Source organism: Nesterenkonia sp. E16_10 (assembly GCF_017347085.1).
Classification (GTDB): Bacteria; Actinomycetota; Actinomycetes; order Actinomycetales; family Micrococcaceae; genus Nesterenkonia.
In genome coordinates, this window is record NZ_JADPSA010000031.1 from 26,944 (window position 1) to 45,445 (window position 18,502).

The 18,502-nt window shown below is 62.7% G+C and carries 19 protein-coding genes; 5 read left to right on the forward strand and 14 right to left on the reverse strand.

What is annotated here, in order from left to right:
* Positions 1-114 precede the first annotated feature (114 nt).
* From I2487_RS11320 to I2487_RS11340, 5 genes are read right to left on the reverse strand one after another with little or no spacing between them, the layout of a single operon-like run.
* Positions 115-714 (reverse strand): energy-coupling factor transporter transmembrane component T family protein, encoded by a 600-nt coding sequence (locus tag I2487_RS11320; RefSeq protein ID WP_207169448.1) that lies wholly within the window; start codon positions 712-714, stop codon positions 115-117.
* Positions 711-1,466: an energy-coupling factor ABC transporter ATP-binding protein gene (locus I2487_RS11325; RefSeq protein ID WP_207169447.1), complete on the reverse strand. Its 756-nt coding sequence runs from the start codon at positions 1,464-1,466 to the stop codon at positions 711-713. The genes I2487_RS11320 and I2487_RS11325 overlap by 4 nt, the downstream gene beginning before the upstream one ends.
* Positions 1,463-2,692 carry a thiolase family protein gene (locus I2487_RS11330; RefSeq protein ID WP_207169446.1) on the reverse strand — a complete coding sequence of 410 codons (1,230 nt, stop codon included), beginning with the start codon at positions 2,690-2,692 and terminating at the stop codon, positions 1,463-1,465. The genes I2487_RS11325 and I2487_RS11330 overlap by 4 nt, the downstream gene beginning before the upstream one ends.
* The gene (locus I2487_RS11335) at positions 2,689-3,846 is read right to left on the reverse strand and encodes an AMP-binding protein (RefSeq protein WP_207169445.1); all 1,158 of its coding nucleotides are present in this window, start codon (positions 3,844-3,846) and stop codon (positions 2,689-2,691) included. The genes I2487_RS11330 and I2487_RS11335 overlap by 4 nt, the downstream gene beginning before the upstream one ends.
* A gap of 32 nt (positions 3,847-3,878) precedes the next feature.
* Entirely contained in the window at positions 3,879-4,421 is a 543-nt protein-coding gene (locus tag I2487_RS11340; protein ID WP_207169474.1) for a biotin transporter BioY, read from the reverse strand.
* A gap of 122 nt (positions 4,422-4,543) precedes the next feature.
* Here I2487_RS11340 and I2487_RS11345 point away from each other — a divergent pair, with 122 nt between their 5' ends.
* Complete coding sequence (locus I2487_RS11345) at positions 4,544-5,128, forward strand: TetR family transcriptional regulator (protein WP_207169444.1); 585 nt, start codon at positions 4,544-4,546, stop codon at positions 5,126-5,128.
* Between the two features lie 26 nt (positions 5,129-5,154).
* On the opposite strand, the gene I2487_RS11350 is transcribed toward I2487_RS11345, so the two are convergent.
* From I2487_RS11350 to I2487_RS15765, 9 genes are all read right to left on the reverse strand, one after another.
* Positions 5,155-5,499, reverse strand: a complete 345-nt coding sequence (locus I2487_RS11350; protein ID WP_207169443.1) for a CHY zinc finger protein — start codon at positions 5,497-5,499, stop codon at positions 5,155-5,157.
* 208 nt (positions 5,500-5,707) lie between these two features.
* The gene (locus I2487_RS11355; protein WP_207169442.1) at positions 5,708-6,334 is read right to left on the reverse strand and encodes a Fic family protein; all 627 of its coding nucleotides are present in this window, start codon (positions 6,332-6,334) and stop codon (positions 5,708-5,710) included.
* Entirely contained in the window at positions 6,334-6,489 is a 156-nt protein-coding gene (locus I2487_RS11360) for a hypothetical protein (protein WP_207169441.1), read from the reverse strand. Before I2487_RS11360 ends, I2487_RS11355 begins: the two co-directional genes overlap by 1 nt.
* Before the next feature lie 33 nt (positions 6,490-6,522).
* Positions 6,523-8,148 (reverse strand): putative type IV secretion/conjugal transfer ATPase, encoded by a 1,626-nt coding sequence (locus I2487_RS11365; protein WP_207169440.1) that lies wholly within the window; start codon positions 8,146-8,148, stop codon positions 6,523-6,525.
* Positions 8,149-8,191: 43 nt separating this feature from the next.
* A complete protein-coding gene (locus I2487_RS11370; RefSeq protein ID WP_207169439.1) occupies positions 8,192-9,703 on the reverse strand; it encodes an SCO6880 family protein in 1,512 nt (503 codons plus the stop codon).
* Entirely contained in the window at positions 9,700-11,235 is a 1,536-nt protein-coding gene (locus tag I2487_RS11375; protein WP_207169438.1) for a hypothetical protein, read from the reverse strand. The genes I2487_RS11370 and I2487_RS11375 overlap by 4 nt, the downstream gene beginning before the upstream one ends.
* A gap of 5 nt (positions 11,236-11,240) precedes the next feature.
* On the reverse strand, positions 11,241-11,975 hold the full coding sequence (locus I2487_RS11380) for a DUF8175 domain-containg protein (RefSeq protein ID WP_207169437.1): 735 nt from the start codon (positions 11,973-11,975) through the stop codon (positions 11,241-11,243).
* Positions 11,976-12,011: 36 nt separating this feature from the next.
* Complete coding sequence (locus I2487_RS11385; RefSeq protein WP_207169436.1) at positions 12,012-12,296, reverse strand: hypothetical protein; 285 nt, start codon at positions 12,294-12,296, stop codon at positions 12,012-12,014.
* 2 nt (positions 12,297-12,298) lie between these two features.
* Positions 12,299-12,919, reverse strand: coding sequence for a DUF6668 family protein (locus tag I2487_RS15765; protein WP_345941412.1), 621 nt, complete (start codon positions 12,917-12,919; stop codon positions 12,299-12,301).
* Between the two features lie 178 nt (positions 12,920-13,097).
* Between I2487_RS15765 and I2487_RS11395 the strand changes: the two genes are divergently transcribed.
* The 4 genes from I2487_RS11395 to I2487_RS11410 all read left to right on the forward strand — a co-directional run bounded on the left by I2487_RS11395 (position 13,098) and on the right by I2487_RS11410 (position 18,323).
* Entirely contained in the window at positions 13,098-13,397 is a 300-nt protein-coding gene (locus tag I2487_RS11395; RefSeq protein WP_207169434.1) for a helix-turn-helix domain-containing protein, read from the forward strand.
* On the forward strand, positions 13,397-14,935 hold the full coding sequence (locus tag I2487_RS11400; RefSeq protein WP_207169433.1) for a hypothetical protein: 1,539 nt from the start codon (positions 13,397-13,399) through the stop codon (positions 14,933-14,935). The genes I2487_RS11395 and I2487_RS11400 overlap by 1 nt, the downstream gene beginning before the upstream one ends.
* Entirely contained in the window at positions 14,935-16,350 is a 1,416-nt protein-coding gene (locus I2487_RS11405; protein ID WP_207169432.1) for an AAA family ATPase, read from the forward strand. Before I2487_RS11400 ends, I2487_RS11405 begins: the two co-directional genes overlap by 1 nt.
* Positions 16,351-17,165: 815 nt before the next feature.
* On the forward strand, positions 17,166-18,323 hold the full coding sequence (locus I2487_RS11410) for a replication initiation protein (RefSeq protein ID WP_255546277.1): 1,158 nt from the start codon (positions 17,166-17,168) through the stop codon (positions 18,321-18,323).
* Positions 18,324-18,502 lie beyond the last annotated feature (179 nt).

An 18,502-nucleotide genomic window follows, 5' to 3' on the forward strand; every position in this document is an offset into this window, starting at 1 on the left:
TCAGCGACTACCTCTGTCCAAGAACATGACACCGCTCCGAGTCGGGCCCGAACTACCCGATGATGAAAGACTCGTGAATCAGCGCTACTCGATTTCCTGCTGCCAGACTCGTGGTCACTCTTCCAGTCCGCGTGCGGTCAACGCATCGCCGACATCGTCGGCATGTTTCAGCGCGAGCACCAGCGTCGGTACGACCCACGACCACGGTGGCAGCCGAACTCCGCGCGAACGTTGGGCATCACGGACCTGACGGATCATGGCCGATAGCTGTCCGACTGACGTGAGAACTAGAGCCATGGCCAGGCCAATCTTGGCCGGGTTAGCGCCGAACCGGCGTAACGGAGCAAATAGCCGCTCAGCAGTGGCGATAATCGACTCGATCTCTGTCGTGCGAGTCAGCACCTGGGCCAGCAGGACAATGCTGATCACCCGCGCAGTATTAGTGGCCGCGGTGAGTAGGTCAAGAAAGATGAGTTGTGTGACCACCAGGAAAACCAGGAGCATCAGCAACCGACGGAGATCTGTGAGCAGGAGCCGCGCCGGTAAGCCAGCAAGAGCGTAGCCAAACACGGGAAGCACAAGTAGCCCCCCTACACTCCCCCACGCAACGGGCAGGAAGAACAAGGCCAGCGCCAAGAGCGCGAAGCCAGCAAGCTTGATCCCGGCCGAGGTGCGGTGCAGCAAAGAAGCCCCCGGGTGATAAAGCGAGATCATCCGTGGTGGTCCTTTGACGGCCCCGGGGTGAACGACGCGGGGCCACTCGAGTCCGTCGCGGAGATCATAGCGAGGTAATTTTCGATGACTGTGTCCGGTCTTCCGTGTTCCTGCACCTGACCTTGATGGATCCACACCGCTTCTTCGCAACGACGGGCCAAGTCAAGGTCGTGTGTGATCAAGACCAGCTGAGTTTCCGCCGGCTGGGCGAACAACCGGCGGCTGACGAGGCGGTGGTGGCGGGCATCCAACATCGAGCTCGGCTCATCGGCGATCACTACTCGGGGTCTCCCGACCAATACCGAGCATAAGGCGAGACGCTGGAGTTGTCCGGACGATAGAGAAAGGCACGAGCGGTCGGCGAGTTCAGTGAGGCCGTGTTCAGCCAGGGCAAGGTCTACCTGGGTGTCGATCTCACGTCGGTTGACGCCTCTGCCACGCAGAGTGAGCGCGACATCTTCTCGCACAGTGGGCATGATGACTTGGGCGGCGGCGTTAGCGATGATGAACCCGGTGTCGCGACGCAACCGCCTCGCGTCGCGGACGACGTCGAGCCCGTTTACCGTGACAGTCCCGGAGGCAGGTGGGAGAAGCCCGCCAATGACTTTCGCCAGCGTAGATTTTCCGGAACCATTCTCGCCAATGATCGCTGTCGTCTTAGCCGTGAGTTGTGTAGTGACCCCGTGGAGTAACGTGACGTCGCCCTCATGTCCGGTCGCGGTGACGGTGAGTCGGTCGACACTGATGCTCATTGATTATCTCCGATCGGATCTTCGAGGCGCTCGAGAAGGACGGCGACTCCCATTCCGCCAGCGATGGCGCATGCTGCAACACCGAGCGATCCTGGTTCGGCGGCTACGAGTCGATGGATGAGTCGGCCGACGGCGATCGCGCCGGAAGCACCCCAAGGGTGTCCCAGGGCGAGGGCCCCTCCGGTGGCGTTGACTCTGGAGTCGAACCGCATTTCGGCTCCTGCGGGAGATGTGCCGGACCCGGTGAGACCGAGTTCGTCAACGACCGCCAAGACCTGTGCCGCGTAGGCTTCAACGATTTCGACAGCGAACAGGTCCTGCAGGCGGGTGCCCGCAGCATCTAGACATGATTGGATCGCGTCTGCCGCGGCGATCCCGGGCAGGGTCGGATCTACTCCGACCAATGCAGTCGCTCGAATTCGACACGGTGAAAGCACCACGCCTGTCGAACCCCCACCGTCGTGGATGGACACGTGCTGTACCGCCTGCAACGGTGCAAGCAACACAGCGGCCGCGCCGTCGGCAATTCTTGCAGCAGTGGCTGGCGTAACCGTGGCCCCAGGAGCGTCCCGGACTGGTGAGAATCGGGAAGCTGTGGCCGCATTCAGCCGGCGAGGGCCATCGTCGTACCCCCGGGTCAGACCATCCGGACTCGTCGCGATTTCAAGGGCGGCGAAAGCGGCGTGTCTCAACGAAAGGTCGTGGCTGCGCACCGCGGCGGCCTCTTGCCTGCTTCGCGAGATCCCACGGATGAGGGCGAGATCGTCAGCGGCTTCAGTCATTGAGGGATCTGGCCAGTTAGCTGGAGTAAACGGCGCCTGAGTGTAAGCCTGGCCCCCGAGGGTTCGAATGGGGGCGGTGGAAGGACTCTCGGTGCCGCCCGCGATGAGCGGTGCACCTATAAGTTGGACGTGGCCGGCAGCCTGAACGATCGCGGCCAAACCGGAACCGCATTGGGCATCGACAGTGATTCCCGGGACGCTCTGGCCCAGGCCTGCGCCCAGAGCCGCGATGCGGGCGATATTGCCTCCAGGTCCGATGCAGTTACCCAGGACCACACCCGCTGGATCGGTCCCAAGATGCGTCTGAGCGGCAGCGGCGAGCGGAGCGATGACATCCGAGGCTAGTTGGTCTGCGGTACGGTCAGCTTGGCTCCGGGAGCGTCCAGTCACCGGGGTGCGAGCGGTGGCGACCAGAGCGACGTCGAGAGCAGGCGTGACGATCATGGCGCTTGATCCATCAGTTGCTGCGCATCCGCATAGGACAGACGGCGGACCTTGCCGGGTCCCGTGCGAGGTAGGAAAGTCACCAGGCGCAGGCTGCGTGGATACTGTGCTGGGGTGAGCTGTGCGCGAGCTCTACGTAGGAGAGTGCGACGGTCCAGTTGGGCGCCGAGTTCAGATTCGATGAACGCCACCACTCGTTGGCCAAGCACCTGGTCTGGCGCAGCTACGACCAGGCTCGCCTTAACTCCCGGTAATCCGTTGAGAATGGTCTCAACATCGTGTGGCAGGACCGTGGCGCCTGCGGTGAGGATGGCGTCGTCTGCGCGGCCGTGAAGTGTCAATACGCCGTTGGAGAGCGTGGCTCGGTCCCCAACGGTCCCCCATACTTCCGTGGAGGTTTGAGCCTCGACCGCGGGAGCGGTGCGCAGGGAGGAACCGTTCCCGACTATAGCGGAGCAAAGCTGTGCGCTGCGGGCCCAGAGGGTCCCGTCGTCGTCCACGCTGAGTTCCACGCCGGGGAACGCACGCAATCCGGTTCCGGCGTCGACGGCGATAAAACTCAGCTCGGCCGCACCTGCGTAGCTCACCACCTGCAGACCGAGCTGACGGGCATGCATGGCTACTTGGTTATCGAGCCGATCACCCCCGATGAGGATGGCCCGCAGCGTGCACCGGGCCCCGTTTTGGATCAGGCCCAGGACCTCTCTCAGGTGCCACGGGGTGCCGTGCATGAAGTCAGGTCCATCCAGATCCTCGGCGCGCAGACGGTGGGTCTGCGGAACGACGAATCGCAATCCAGTTTCCTGCGCGTGCGCAGCGGCATACAGCGCCATAGATGACACAGGGTGTACTGGGATCAGTATGGCGTCCCCAGGCCGAGCTTCTAGCAGGCGAGTGATTGCTTTGAAGGAGCATGCCCAGGACTCGTGGCTACGTATTACGATCCGCGGCGAACCCGTCGATCCAGAAGTGAATCCTGCCCAGGCTGCGTGTTCAGGAAGTTCCCGTTGAGTTGCCTCCGCGAGCAGTCCTCGCCATTGCTCCTGGCTCCACCGTTCATCGCCGATCAGGGGAACGCCGCCTTCGAGCCGGATCTGCAATGCCGCCGCGAGCACCGCGGCGTGATTGTCACCGCGCAACGGTTCGAGAAACATTCCCCTCGAACCAACCCCTTTAGCTGCTCTGGTCACGCGTGAAAGGCCCGTGGGTAGGCCCGCCAGAGGGCCATTGTCACGACCACCGTGACTCCGGCTTTGATCACATCAGCTGGGAGGAACGCCAGCGAGGTCAGTGCGGTCTGTCTCAGATCGAGTCCAGTCACCACCGCCTGTGCCGGAATGCCGAATAGATAGATGACGCCGATGCCCCCGATCATCGCACCCAGTAGTACACGTGGCCATTTGATCCGAGGGTGTCCTCGTACCCCGTGGACGATCAAGCCGATCACCATAGCCCCCACGATCCAACCGATCAGATATCCCACCGACGGCCCTACAAATACTCCCAGGCCGCCCCTGCCTCCCGAGAGTAGCGGCAGGCCTAAGGTAACCATTAGGAGCAGCAGTGATACCGACGCCGCCCCCCGCCACGGGCCAAGTACAGCGCCGGCTAGCATCACACCCAGTGTTTGCGCGGTGATCGGCACAAGTCCCGGCACCGCGATTGCGCCCATCAACCCAAGTGCACCAATGAGGGCTGCAAACACCGCAATCTGAGCGACTGCTCGCATCGACACCCCAGAGGTTCGAGGACCCGCGTTCGACTCAAGCTCGGACTCATCGGGGGATGTAATCGTAGTCATCTTGCTCCTGAACAGTGTTCACTGAATGGTGTTCAGTAGACTCTAGGGTCATGGCTGCCCAAAATTCAACTGTGCACATCTCTATTCCGGCCATAGTCGGGGTTGCCACGGAGATCCTCGAGCAGTACGGCCTCGCCGATCTCTCCATGCGTCGCGTAGCTACTCAACTAGGAGTCCAGCCCAGCGCACTGTACTGGCACGTCAAGGACAAGCAATCCCTCCTGGCTCTTGTCGCGGACCGGCTACTCGACTCAGTGAGACTCGACGCGTCGCTCTCGGACTGGCGATCCGAACTTCGTACACGCGCCGTCACTCTGCACGCTGCCCTGCTGAGCACCAGGGACGCAGCAGAACTAGTTGCCTCGGTGGTCGCCCTCGGAACCGGGGGCCACAGGCTACGAACGATCATCGCCGGCGCGTCCTCTCACCTTCCCCCAATGATGGAAGGCGCCAACACTATCGCTGAACCTGAACTACTACCCGGCCCGCTGGTTGACGCAGTATGCTCCTTACTGCTCGGCAGTGCCTTGATCACCCAACAACGCGCTCAGGCTGCAGAGTTCGGAGTGGTCACCACCGATTCCCCACCACTATCTGATTTTCCCGCGATGCTGGACCTGCTGCTCGACGCCTGAGTCTCCCGGACCACGAGCTCGTCGATTCAACCTTCATGGGGCGCGACGAAATACAGGTCGGCGTGCAAATGGCATCGTGGGTTGAACGGCGCCGCGCAGTGGGGGCAAGACCCCACTTCCAGGTACTCGCAGACGGAGAGTTCGCTTGTGCAGACCCCACAGAGGATCGCCTTGGAAGCTTGTTCGTCCACTGGCCACTGCGCCGCCGGGTGATCCGCACTCTCCTGGTGACAGAGATGGCAGGGATAGTACTCCTGGCAGCACCAGAACTTAATAGCGACTACGTCCAGCGGCGTCCGGTAATGCTTACATCGTGTTTGGTCGTCGACCGGACTCCCCAAGACTCGACTCACCACAGGGCACCTCCGCATTTCGCTTCGTCCTGGTAAGGAACGCGAGACAGTCCAATTTCGAGTGGCAACAAGAACTCAACCTCCTCGACTGTTCTGGGTATTCAACTGGGGCAGACCAAAGACTCCCTTGAGCTCAAGCTGCTTCTAGGCGGATCAGACCATCGCGACGACTCTTCCGCGCTGAGCCTTAGAGAACAACGTCCGGTACAGCTGGCGGTTCATGACGTTAGGACTCCAAGTATTGCGTGCGGATGAAGTCCGCGAGGAAACGAGGGTCGCGGTGACGGTCATAGTCTCGGAGCAGCTCGATGTAGCGCTGTTTGTCGAGATCCCAGTCGTAGATCTCAAGATGTTCAGTTTCTTGTGTTGCCGCAAAGACTAGGTCTGCCAGCAGCCGGGTGGTGCGGCCGTTGCCATCAACAAAAGGATGGACCCTCACCGTCTCGGCGTGGACAGCGACGCCTAACTGGTGGGGAGTCCAGTCCACAGTGTGTTCCCAGCGGTAGCGAATGGTTTCTATCGAGTTCCGCAGCTCAACTGCGATATTCTCCGGTGCCACTCCGATGTTTAGTTCGCGCTTGCGAAAGATTCCAGCCCAGAGCCAAATGTCCGCATAGAGGCGCCGGTGCAAGTCCCGAACGAACTGATCAGTGAGGAGGTTATCAACAGTCAGACTTCCGTCGAGAACAGCGATTAGAAAGGCTTCAGCGGTGTCTTCCTGCAAGGCCTGTTCAAGGTCATAGACCGCGGCTTTGGTGACTTCACCGCCGAGTAGATCTTTGGCTGCGGGGGCCAACGCGGCCAGCTCGTCACCGTCTACCGGTGTCTCACCGTAGCCCGGGGTGAGTGACATCAGTCGCGCTGGCGGCGTTCAGCGAGGAAGCGCTCGACACGAGGTTCCCGGACGAATGTGGCCGGAACAACGCGGCGCTCCAGCTTGGCGGAGGCTTTAGTGGATCGGACAGCAGCCTGCTTAACCGCGGCTTTGCTGACGACACGACGCTTCATGACGTGAATCTCCTCCACACTCGTTAGGTGTTCTTATTCTACGTTCTGTCCCTCATGGTGGTCACGGACATGATGCCAAGCTTGGTTGGTGTCGGTAACGGTGACCTCAGCCGCGACCTGCACGACCTTGAACGGAATCCCGGGACGCTTACCCGTCTTGAGGATGAACTTGCCCGTGTGGGGACGCCGTTCGGTGGCCACTCCCCCGCCTGAGTCATCGGTCCAGTCCGTGATCCAGGACTTCTCCGTGTTCGAGAGGGCGAACACGGTCTCGAGGTTGCCCATCTCATCGGGGGCGAGCCCGCCGAGGAACACCATTTCGGAGCGGTTCACGAATCCCCACGCCACGTCAGTCAGCGTCTCTGAGGAGAGCTTCAAGTCGTTCATGGTGTGGGTAATCATGATCTGCCCGATGCCCCGGCCACGGTTGAGTCGGGTCAGGGAGTCCACGAAGTAGACCATCTGTTCCGAGGCGCGCAGCACCTTCCACAGCTCATCCATCACCAGAAGATAATGCTTCGGCGGAATCCCTCGATCCGTGGTCACGATCTTCTCCGTGGCCACGGTGACGGTGCCCAGGTTCCAGCACAACGACTGCACCGCAGCCATGAGAACGGTGTCGTTCTCATTGACCCCGGACACGTCGAAGACCACCGGTTTACCGGGGATGATGTGGGCCGAGGTTGGCTGCGAGAACAGATCCCCGTAGAGCCCATCCGGTCCCATCGAGATCGGCGCATCGAGAAGGCCCTGCACACGAGCGTCATAGGCTCGCTCATCGTCGTGGGTCAGGGTCAGAGTCCGCAGAGTCGCCGGCCGGGACCGGATGAACTCGGTCAGTTCCGGGATCAGCACAGGTGTGGTGAGATCTGGGTCCAGGGTGCGGATCGCGTGAGACAGAATCGTGGTCTCGTGCGGTTGAAGGCTGCGCCTGGCGAACATCGCCACGAGTCCGCTCATCAACGAGAGCTGCTGGGTGCGCAGATCGTTGAGCCCTTCTTCCCGTGCGTTCTCGTTCTTCACGTCTGCCAGCGCGTGAGCGAAGGTGGAGACGTCCATCGGGTTGATATGGGACCGCCCAGGCGCGAACTCGATCACCTGGCCGTCGGCTGCGCGAATGAGGTCCACATAATCGGGCCGCGCGTCAGAGAGCGCCATAGGGATGATCCCCCAATCCAGGAGCACCGCGACCATGCGCTTGACCAGCGAGGACTTCCCCAGGCCTGGTTGGCCCAGCACGAACGCCGAGGGGTTGCGGATCAGTTCAGAGGTGAACCACGAGATCGGGTCCGCGCAGACCAGGGACCGGCGCCGCAAATCCACACCCAGCGGAGCGCCGACGAGATCCACCCCGGAGCCGGCGATGAAGGGCCAGTAGCCGCAGAGCTGCACTGTGGTGCCTTGCAGCTCATAGGGCCGCTCCACGTAGCCCATAGGCCCACCACCACGACGATTCCAGCCCGTAGGACCGGGCCGGGAGAGAGTCTTCTGCCGGTCTGCACTGACCTGTGCGAAGACCCGCCGGAGCCCCGTGACTGGCTTGGATTCCGCGCGAGCTCGACGGTCTTCGCGTTCGAGTCGTTTCCGGTCGCCCTTGGAGAGCACCAGGGGTGAGGCTTCCGCCTGGCTGTGATCGTCTGGTGTGCGTGGACTCATCATCAACACCCCTTCAGGTGTGTTCGTGCAGTTGTGTGGTCGAGACTTAGGAGAAGAAGTCTTGGATCTCGTCGTTGAGGAGCATGTGATCAGGCAGCACTGTGCCCAGCGGTAGCCCGGCCTGGAAGGTCACGGCCTGATTGGCGAGTGCTTTGCGTACCCGCAGACGGGTTCTCGAGAACAGGGCTGGCACTTCCTTATCCAGCCGGCGGAACTGCTCAGGGTTTTCCACTGAGACGGTGACGATGGTCCCGAACCGGGCCACACCGGCACCCATCGTTTCTTCCTGTGCTGATTTCAGTGCCGCTTTCTGTCGCTGTACCGCCCGGACTGAGACCCGCTGCTGAGATCCACCGAAGGTCGCTTCCTTAATCTCGCGCTGCACGAGATCCGTGGTCCGGTCGATAGGCACCGGCCGGTAGAGCAGGGTCACGCGCTTACGCAGCACCCCCGGCATCGGCTCGAGGAGCCGACGCAGAGAATCATGGGTGAAGGTGCCGCGCGGTTCCTCGTAGAGCGTCCAGGATGAGGAATAGGCCCTGTCGTGCTTGTAGTGCTCGAAGAGATCCGCAGCATAGGACGGGCCGGCGTCAGCCCATCGAAGGTTGGTGCCGCCGTCCATCTGGGCTTCCTCCACCGCTGAGGCGGTGGTCGGGTCATAGGCCACGCGGGTGAAGTCGATGATCTCCTGTGCGGTGCACGCCCGCACGACTCCGGCCCCGGTGGAATGCAGCCCGCCGAGGATTCCGGGGAGCCGGTCGCCAATGTCGATCGCCATTTCCTCGCGGCCGCGATCCTTGTTCGCCTCGAAGGCTTTGCCGTCGAAGGTCACCGTGAGCCGCACGGTCATTTCTGGTGCGCCGTGGTCGTACTCGTTGGCGATTCCCTCGGTGACGATCCGCGCGAATTCCGGTCCACCGTCGGCCCGGTTATGGGAGAGCAGCCGGCGCAGCCGCAGACCGGAATCGGGCGCGGATTCGATAGTGACCGAGGCCCCGCGGATTCCGTCCTCTTGGCCGCGCGCTTGGAGCCAGCCGCCCCAGTGGGCCACCTGACGGTTCACCGAGTCACCGTCTACCAGCGCGTCACCATCTGGACGCGCCTCGATGACCACGGAGTAGTTATAGGCCCCGCGCCCGGAGGTGCGCAGCAGCCCGAAGGGCTGATTCGAGCTGTCCAGGTGCTCGGTCAGTTCGGTATCTGCCATGAGCCCAGGAAGCCGCGTAGCTCCATCGGGGGTGAACCCGGTAGGCCCAGAGATATAGAGGTGCTTGCCGGACTTCTCTTTACGTCGTTGCGCGATTTTCAGCATCGTTCTCCCATAGATCGAGCGGCCCTGCCGCTTGGTGGCCACCAACAGCACTGCACCGAGCACGCCCGCGCCGATGAGGACGCCAGCCGCAGCCGCGCGGCCGGTGGCCATAAGGACGATGGACACGAGGATGAAGGGCACCCCGGCCAGTGAGACACCCAGGGAGAGCCCGAGGATGCCGGTGCGCTGAGGGTGGCGAAGATTGCCGTACACGCCAGGGATCACCCCGGAAGTGGTCTCGCTCACGCGCTTGTCTCCCCATCGTCGCCTTCAAAGGCCTGATTGATCCCGGCACCAGAAGGGGTGCCGGTATCAATGACGTTCTTGAGCTGCTGTGTCTTGGCGGCAGTCGATCCACCGGACTTCCCGGCCGAGTCGCTGCCAGTACTTGGTGCAGCGCCCGAGGCGGCAGATCCGCCCCCAGATCCGTTCTCACTGGTTCCACCAGCGTCGGAGGATTCAGCGCCGCCGGGAGTCCCGGCGTCAACGCCAGAACCTCCCGAACCGCCGCCACTCTCCGAACCGCCACCAGAGCCCGAGCCACCACCGGCCGAGGATGCCCCGGCCGGAGTCGCCCCAGCAGGGCCGTCGCCGGTAGCCGAGTCACCAGCACCACCGGCTCCACTCTCGCCAGCGCCGCCCGCAGCCTGTCCAGCGCCGCCACCAGCAGCGCCGGAGGATCCACCGCCCGCACCTCCACCGCCGGCTGCGCCAGCGGCACCGGCACCGGTGCCGGCCGTTGCGCCTCCACTGGCAGCAGCGCCACCCGCTACAGCAGGGGCAGCAGCTCCACCCGTTCCAGTCACTACAGCGGCCCCGGCTGCGACCGTGGCCGCACCCGCGAGAGCAGCGCCACCGCCAAAGGCGGCAGCGCCCATCGCGGCCGCAGGAGCAATGAACTTGATAAGGGCCGGCAGCGCGAGGCCGGCCAGCGCGAGAATGAGCATCCCGGTCATGGCTGACGAGTAATTCTGCAGCTCGCCGCCCAGGCCCTCGATTTCTGAATCTTCGGTCATCATCCGAAGCCCGAGCGCGTAGATCCCGGCCGCGACTGGCTTGAAGAGCAGCAGGGCGATAAGCCAGGCGTTGATCTTCTGAAACGCCTGTTTACCCGAGACCGAGCCGGTAGAGGCTGCGACCACGGGCAGGAACGCGAGCAGCACAAGAATGCTCACGTCGCGGAAGATCATCAGCAAGAAATTCATGATCGCGCCGAAGAACATCAGCAGCGACACGATCAGGAACACCCCGATGTTCTGCCCGATATTTCCGACCGGGCTGGCCAGGATCTCTAGGTTCGCGTCTCCGCCGGTGGCTCGATCAAGGAGCCACGCTGCGGTGCTGTCACCAGCGGTGAGCAGCGCGCCGATAGCCACGGCGTAGACCCCGGTGACCACGATGAGGGTCACGACCGGGGCAAAGGCGGTGATGATCTTTTTGAAGTCCATGCTCAGGAGCATTCGGCCCAGGCCGAGCAAGAACCCGATGATTGCAAACGCTGCGATGAAGTAGCCCGTATCCGCTTGGATCGAGGCCACAGCAGGGTTGTTCATGTCCGGCCCTGGTGCGTTCATCCACCAGGTAGAGATCATTTCCAAGAACGACACAGCGCCATTGGCGAGACCCTGGGCCACCGCCTCTAGAGCGGCAGTCGCAGCATTGCCAGCGATTGCACTGCCGGTGTCAAAAGCCCCTTCGATGGCTCGGCAGCCCCAGTTGTTCCACGAGCACGACGAACCTTCTTCCTCAGCGCCGGCCAGGAGCGTCATCAGGACCATCGGGCCTACCTCCACTCAGTGAAGTCAGACGTGTTACTCAACATGGTCAGAGGTGCCTGACCGGGAGATAGATCTAGCCGCCAGTCGTTCGCATCCTCGTCCCACACCAACGTGAATTCGTAAGCCCCGTCCGCAGACTGTTCGGGTTGGCTTAGCCAGACACTTACGGTCGCTTCTTCGGCGGAAGAGTCCTCAATTCGGAAGCCGCGAACCAGCGTTCCTTCAAAGCCTTCGGCGGACTCTTCTACTGACTCCTGAGGCACCGCTTCGCGGGCCCCAGGGCTGTCTACAGCAGCGTCGTACTCCCGACTCACCACGAAGTCCATGAAGAGGCTAGGTGCCGCGAATGCCGCGCCGGCTGGTGTCTGGGAGAAGCAGCGCCAGAAGCCGTCCTCTTGGACGGCTGGCCCGTGCTCATCAGACACCGGCAGAGCCAAGCCCTCTACCCCGTCAAAGTCCTCCCATGCGAACTCAGGGGCCTCCGTGGGGAAGGACTCGTCGGCGTCCATGTCCTCACACCGAGCCGGGGCGTCGCCCTCGGTGGGTTCCTCTTCTGGTTCAACAGGCTCCGATGAGGGATCTGGCCCTTCTGCGACCAATCCATCATCCGGTTCTTCGGCCTCGTTCGATCCCGTGGGGATCGTGAGCAGACCCACGATCACCACCAGGATGACCACCGATAGACCCGCGCCCCAGAAGATCCACGACCTACCCCCGCCTTGCTGTTCTTTCCGTGCCATATCGGTCCCCGTTCTCCGCTGCTGTTCTCAGAGTTCCTAGATAAAGACTCGGATGATCGCGGCCGCTGCCACCGCGAGGATGCAGACGATGATCGAGATCACCAGGCCCTTGAAACCCTGGATCTCACGACCCGTGAACGAGGCGAACGCCAGGTAACCGGCCGAGGCCAGGAACCCGGCCAAGCCGAGCATGATCACGCCCCAGGAGATCCAGTTCAGCAACGTGGTGAACCCCTCCACCCCAGGAGGTGCCTCCGGGGAAACGTCCGGAACGATCCCTGCCGGGGTCAGTCCAGTAAGTGCGGACAGGAGTTCGATCATGATCATGCGTTGTCCTCTTCTGCTTTATGGTGAAACGTGCGAATAATCTTCTGCAGCCGCCTCGGCGGCCTCTCAAAGTCCGGCGGATGAATCCGCCAACTCTCTACCCAGGGCAGATGAGCCCCGATGGGGACCTTGCGCAAGAGCCGCTTCACAGCTCGCTGCTGCTGATCCAGCAGCTTGGGTCCGTCATCGACTAACACCAGCCCCAGCAGCCGGGACTCACTGAGATCTCCGGCCAACCACTGCTGAGTGAAGTCTTGCGCTGCGTCCAGCCCTGCCCAGTGGGTTCGCGCGACGACGACAACGCGCAGCGTCGGCAAGGGTCGCACCCAACCAGACGCGATCGGCCACCCCGTGCCGGCGTCGAGGGACCGCTCCCCCAGCATTGACGCGACTGTCGAAGTCCCAGCACCCCCATGGAGTCCCACCACAGTGATCAGTCGATGGTCCTCGACGGTGACCCGTGGCCACGGCGTCGCCCCTGCCGGAGATGGAATCGTCGCCAAGGGCTCTGGGGGTCCTTTGATGATGGTCTCGGCGCCCAAGACATCATCACGGAGGTCGCCCACGTCTTCTGGCTCGTCCACGGGTGCGTGGGTGAAGGGGTTACTGCGCTGCACCGACTCGCGTGACCTCTGCTTCCTCGTGTGTGCTGCGACACCCTTATCAGCATGGGTGTTCGTACAATCGTTGGAGATGGCAAAAGCCTAAAGTCATCTACTTGCCCAGTAAAGAGCACTAAAGTCTATAGCGCTGTTTACGCATCTAAAGCCGTTCTATACTATAAGGAGTATGAGAGTGAATGATCCGGACTCCATTGATGAGTTACTCAAGGATTTTCCCGACCTCGCGCAGCCCAAGGAGATCGCTGATCTTCTGCGCGTGAAGCTCAACACCGTCAACCAGTGGATCCGGGATGGCCGGTTGTCTTCGATCAACGCTGGGCGCCGGGTCAACCGGATCATGAAACCGAAGCTGCGGGAGTTCCTCCTGCATGCGGACGAGCTCCCGGACACGGACTCTGAGGGTGATGCTGGGGTCGATATAGCGGCTGATGCCGGTGATGAGGTTGACGCGAAGGAGAAACACGCAGACTGATGGGTCAGATCACTCCTGAACAGGTGCCGGCGTTCCCGCTCTACGTCATCGACTACGACGAGGACAACGAGACCGCCGAGCTAGACGGTGTTCCCGTGGAACCAGCACCAGGAGTGAGCGTGTCAGACGCGGCCAAGGATGCCGCAGCCCGCAAAGCCCAGGCCCACGGCCTCGACGCTGTACGAGTAAGAATCCGTTCCGCACTGGGTGAGGAATGGACGATGATCGTCACCGTTCACGGCGACACCTTCGACACCACCCCCACCCCTGAAGCGCAGCAGAAGAAACCCTCGATACGCCCCGCCACCATCCTGGTGGGAGCAGGCATCACCCTGGGTGCACTAGGAGGCGGAACCGCCCTCGCTGTGCACCTAAGCACCGATACAGACCCCGACCAGAACGCCGTGCCCGCATGGGAAACCCCCGGGGCCGGCGAGCAGATCCCCGTAGGACTGCCCGAGGGATTCACCGGCCCCTCTGACTGGTCACTAGATATCAACAGCGACACCGCAGTGACCGGGCTCGACGATGGAGAGATTCTCACTGCCAACAGTGACGGAATCCTCTCCATCCGAGACCCTAAGACTGCTGAGCCCGTCTGGGCCGGTTCAGGTGCTCCGCAGGATCTCTCCGAGATCCACGAGAGCACCTGGACCGGCCAGCCGGTCCTCGGCTCCTACAGTCGCGGCAAACTCAACCTCTGGCCTACCGAAGAAATCACCCCCGGTGATGCGGTAGCCCCCGAACAAGTCCCCGTCGCCAATGAAGCCGACGTCCTGTGGGAAGGAGACACGCCCTTGGTGTCTCTGGGTGATTTCGTCGTGTTGGTTCCCAACAATGAAGGCGTGCTCACTGAGGTCACGATCCCTGCCGGGTCCGTGCCGGTCTCCGCAGTTGATGGCGACGCCGTCTCACTAGGCCCGGAGACGATCTACCGGACCAGTCTCGACGGAGAGACCACCTCCACTGAGTTCACCCCGCCTGAGAGCGTGGAAGGCCCAGCAGAGACCTTCTGGACCATCGGCACAGAAGCCCTCGTGCTGGCCTGGACCGGTGGAGGTTCTAGTGCTCCCCCGGTGATCGCGGTGATCGACCAGAACACCGGGGACACGATCATCAAAGAGCAGGTCGAGCAGCTGCCCAACGAGTCCGCTGAGATCACCTACAACGCTGATTCTCAGCGAGCTGTGATCGGGACTCTCGCGGTGCGCTATGACGACGATCCGAGCCTCAACGAGATCCCGACTATCGCAAATCCTGTGCTCTTCGGGAACGCCCTCTATGGCAACACCAGCGACGGTCCAGTCCTGGTGGATCTGAGTCGGCCTCAGGACGGCGCGCAGCCTTACGCGACCTTCACTGACGAGGACACCGCTCCGCTCATCGTCGCTGACGATGCGGCCTACGTGGTGGCACCCCGGCTGGATCAGACCATTCTCTACCGCGCGGCCGCAGAGACCTCAGGGCAGAGCGCTGATGAGTCTTCTGCGGACGAGACAGACACCGAAGATCCCACCCAGGACGAACAGGACGATTGATGACTATTCAGATCAGCATCACCGATGACGGGACCGCGACCCTGCACGGAGAGGGAATCGATCCAGAGACCATAGTCGCCGGCACCTACCATCAGGCCCAAGAACAGGCTATTGACGCGCTCATTAGCCGGGCACGCGCGTCAGGTGAACAGCTCTACGCGGTGACCGATGAGACTCCCTCGACGACGTTGCTCATCGAGCCACGCGGCACGGTGACCCCCGTTCCTACCGACCAGGTTCCCCACAGTTCGCCAGCACCAGCTCAGACCCAGCCCGAGCAGCCGGCCGCAACGCCAGAGCCCGCAGTGCCGGCTGAACCTACTCAGGCCGCGAGCCTCGCGAAGCCGGCGGCAGTCCCTCCCCCGCCGGCCGCGCCTACCGCTGCGAGCCCTGCCGAGCAGCCCGTGAAGGCACCGGCACAGCCAGCCCCGTCCCGGCCTAATCCGCTCACCGCGGATGCGGCTGCCGCCCCGGTATCGAGCCGGCGGCAGGTCCGCGAACAGCGGCAGAGCTTCCTCAACCAAGAACAGCGCGAGCAGCCAGCCACCGAGGGGTGGCGCGGATTCCTGGCGAGCATGGGTATCCGTGTCGCGCCGAGCGAGGCCGAGAAGGCCCAGCGGATCGACCGTCAGGCGGTCTCGCAGCACTGGCCCGGGCCCCGCACTATCGCCATTGTCAACGGCAAGGGTGGAGCCTCGAAGACCCCGACGACGATCCTGCTCTCAGCAGTGTTCGCCCGCTACGGCGGCGGTGGCGTGTTGGCCTACGACAACAACCAGACGCGCGGCACCCTGGGGTGGCGCACCGAACAAGGCCCGCATGATGCGACCATTCTGGATCTGCTGCCGAAGGCCACTGATCTTCTCTCTACCGGAGCCCAGTCGGCGGATCTGGCGCACTTTGTGCACCATCAGACCACCGACCGCTATGACGTGCTGCGCTCGAAGCCGGTAGCCCTGGCTGATGCGCAGCGCGTGGATGCCGGCGACGTGGACGCTATTCACCAGGTCACGAGTAAGTTCTACCGGTTGATCTTCATTGACTCCGGTAACGACGAGTCCGATCCGCTGTGGAAGCGCATGATCGACCTTTCCGACCAGCTCGTGGTGGCCACGACCACCAAGGACGAGCACGCCGAGGCCGGCGCCCTTCTGCTGGAAGCTCTCGCAGACCGTGACGAGCGTTCCGCAGCACTGGCCGATGACGCCGTGGTGATCGTCTCGGAATCCAACGATTCCGCGAAGCCCGCGCAAGCGGCCGAGGTCCGCGCAGGGTTCAGCAAGCTCGCTCGAGAAGCGGTCTCGATCCCCTATGACCCAGCGATGGTCGATGGGGTGCTGCACTACGACGCGCTGCGCGGCTCCACACAGCGGGCATGGCTGCGCGCCTCCGCAGCCGTCGCCCGAGGACTCTAACCGCCATGCACCCATTCTGGTTCGTCGGACTTATCTGCTGGATCGTCGGACTTGGAACGCTCTACGGCGCGATTGCGGCCTCTAACCGCTGGGACAGGTTCAGGACAGCGATCCTCTGTACAGGATTCGCCCTGTTCTTCGCTTCCGCAGCGGCCGGGTTCGTTTTCTGGTTCATCGCCAACAACTCCTAACCATCCCCCAACTAGGAAAGGAACTGCTTGTGACTGGCCCCCTCAGGTTCGCAAAACAGCGCACTGGCCGGTCACGCCACATGCCCCAGGGAGCCCAGGGCGGAAAGAAAAGTCCCGACACGCTGAAACAGTTTCATAGATCTGCGACGCTTATGGGATTGACTAGGGAGCACGGTTAAAGGAGGAAATGATGCCGCAGATCAGCAAGGGTCAACGGACCCAAGTGAGCGCGCGTATTGAGCAGCCTTACTTTGAGAAGTTGGACAGGTACCTGTCTCTCACTGGCGAATCCAAGAACGACTTCGTCAGGGAGCTCATCATTGAACGGCTCAACCGAGTCGACCTCGAAAGCCTCGAGAGAAACCAGGAGCCACTTCCCTTGACCGCATAAACGAAGAAGCGCCCACCTAGCGGTGAGCGCTTCCCCAAGACTTTTCAGAACCGCTCTAGTTTGCCGACCGGACGGTTCTGAATCCAATCCCCGAAGGAAATTGAACCGATGACTCCCGTGCATGGGAGGCACCTTTTGTGCTTCCTACTGTAGCACCGTGCGCCCAAACGCCCCAGAGACCACGCAACAACACGGCGTTTCGTGCTGCCTTCCGCGCCTCATTCCTCGGCAATATGGCCACCGCCTGGGCTCGCGCGTCGCCGACTAAAACCGCACCATCAGTGCGGGTCAGCGCCGCCGACCTGGCTGAGTTCGAGTTCTACACGCCCTCACGGTCAGCAGGATCCGTCCTAGTGATCGACGTTGACCGGCCTGAGGCGGTGTTGGACATTTTCGACACGATCCCGGCCGAGATCCGTCCCTCCTGGATCGTGGAGACCCGCAAAGGCGCACAAGCCGGCTGGATGATCGACACCGTTGATCTGCGATCCACTGCCCGTGAGCGCCCCGTCGCCTACGCCCGCGCTATCGGCGCAGCACTGCGCGCCGCGCTGGCCGGCGACGAAGCGGTAGACCCCTTGACCCCGGTGCGCGTCCGCAACCCCACCTACACCTGGGCCGAGCTACGCGCATCAGCCACTCCCCCGGTGTACGGGCTCAAGCAGCTCCACCAGGGACTCAAAACTGCCGGCCTATGGCCCGAGTCAATGCGCTTTACTGGCCGCAGCGCGACCAAGCAGGCTCACCGGACGATCGCGGCCGCGATCGACACCGGAAACCGGAACCAAACCGTGTTCGACCTCGCCCGCCACGCCGCCTACGCCGGGGAGGACTTCGAGGCCGTGGCCTGGGAGACCAACGACGCCGCCCCCGAGCCAATGGGCGCCGCTGAGGTGCGCGGCATCATCCGCAGCATCACCCGATACATGGCCAGCCCCCGGGGCCACCGCTCCACCGTCTCTATGCCGTCGCAGATGCGGGAACTGCTCTCAGTGATGGGCCGGCGCGGTGGGCTGGCCAACACGGCCGCGCAGCGCGCGGCCCGTGCGCTTGGCCCTAGCGCGTCCGCCGCGGCCCGAAAACCCCTCACGGACACCAAAGCCCGCAAGGCCCAAAAGATGCGCACACAGGGCCACTCCGTGGCCGCTATCGGCCAGAAACTCGCCGCCTCACCGGCCACGGTTTACCGGTGGCTGCGCCGCCATGTGCAGCATCAATGCCGATTCTCATCAGTGGAGCATCAGGTGTTCCGTAGCCCCCGGCCCCGGCTTCCTCGGTATCCCTCCCGCCGGTTGCGCAGGCACCAGATCCCGTGTGCGATCCCTCCACGCGGGCCCGACTCCTCTCCCCCGACTAATTCAGGACCCTCCTGCGGTCCACACAGCGGCTAAGCGCCCCGCCTCCGGGAGAACCTCCACTACCGCATCAGGAAGCCCTGCGCGATACGACGCCCGGATACAGCCCCGTGACGCTAATCCATGCAGCGCAGTCTTTAACTGCGCTGCCTTGAGCTCCGCACCGCTGAGATTCCACAGCGGAATTGGCAAAGGACCCCGCCCAATCAGTTCGA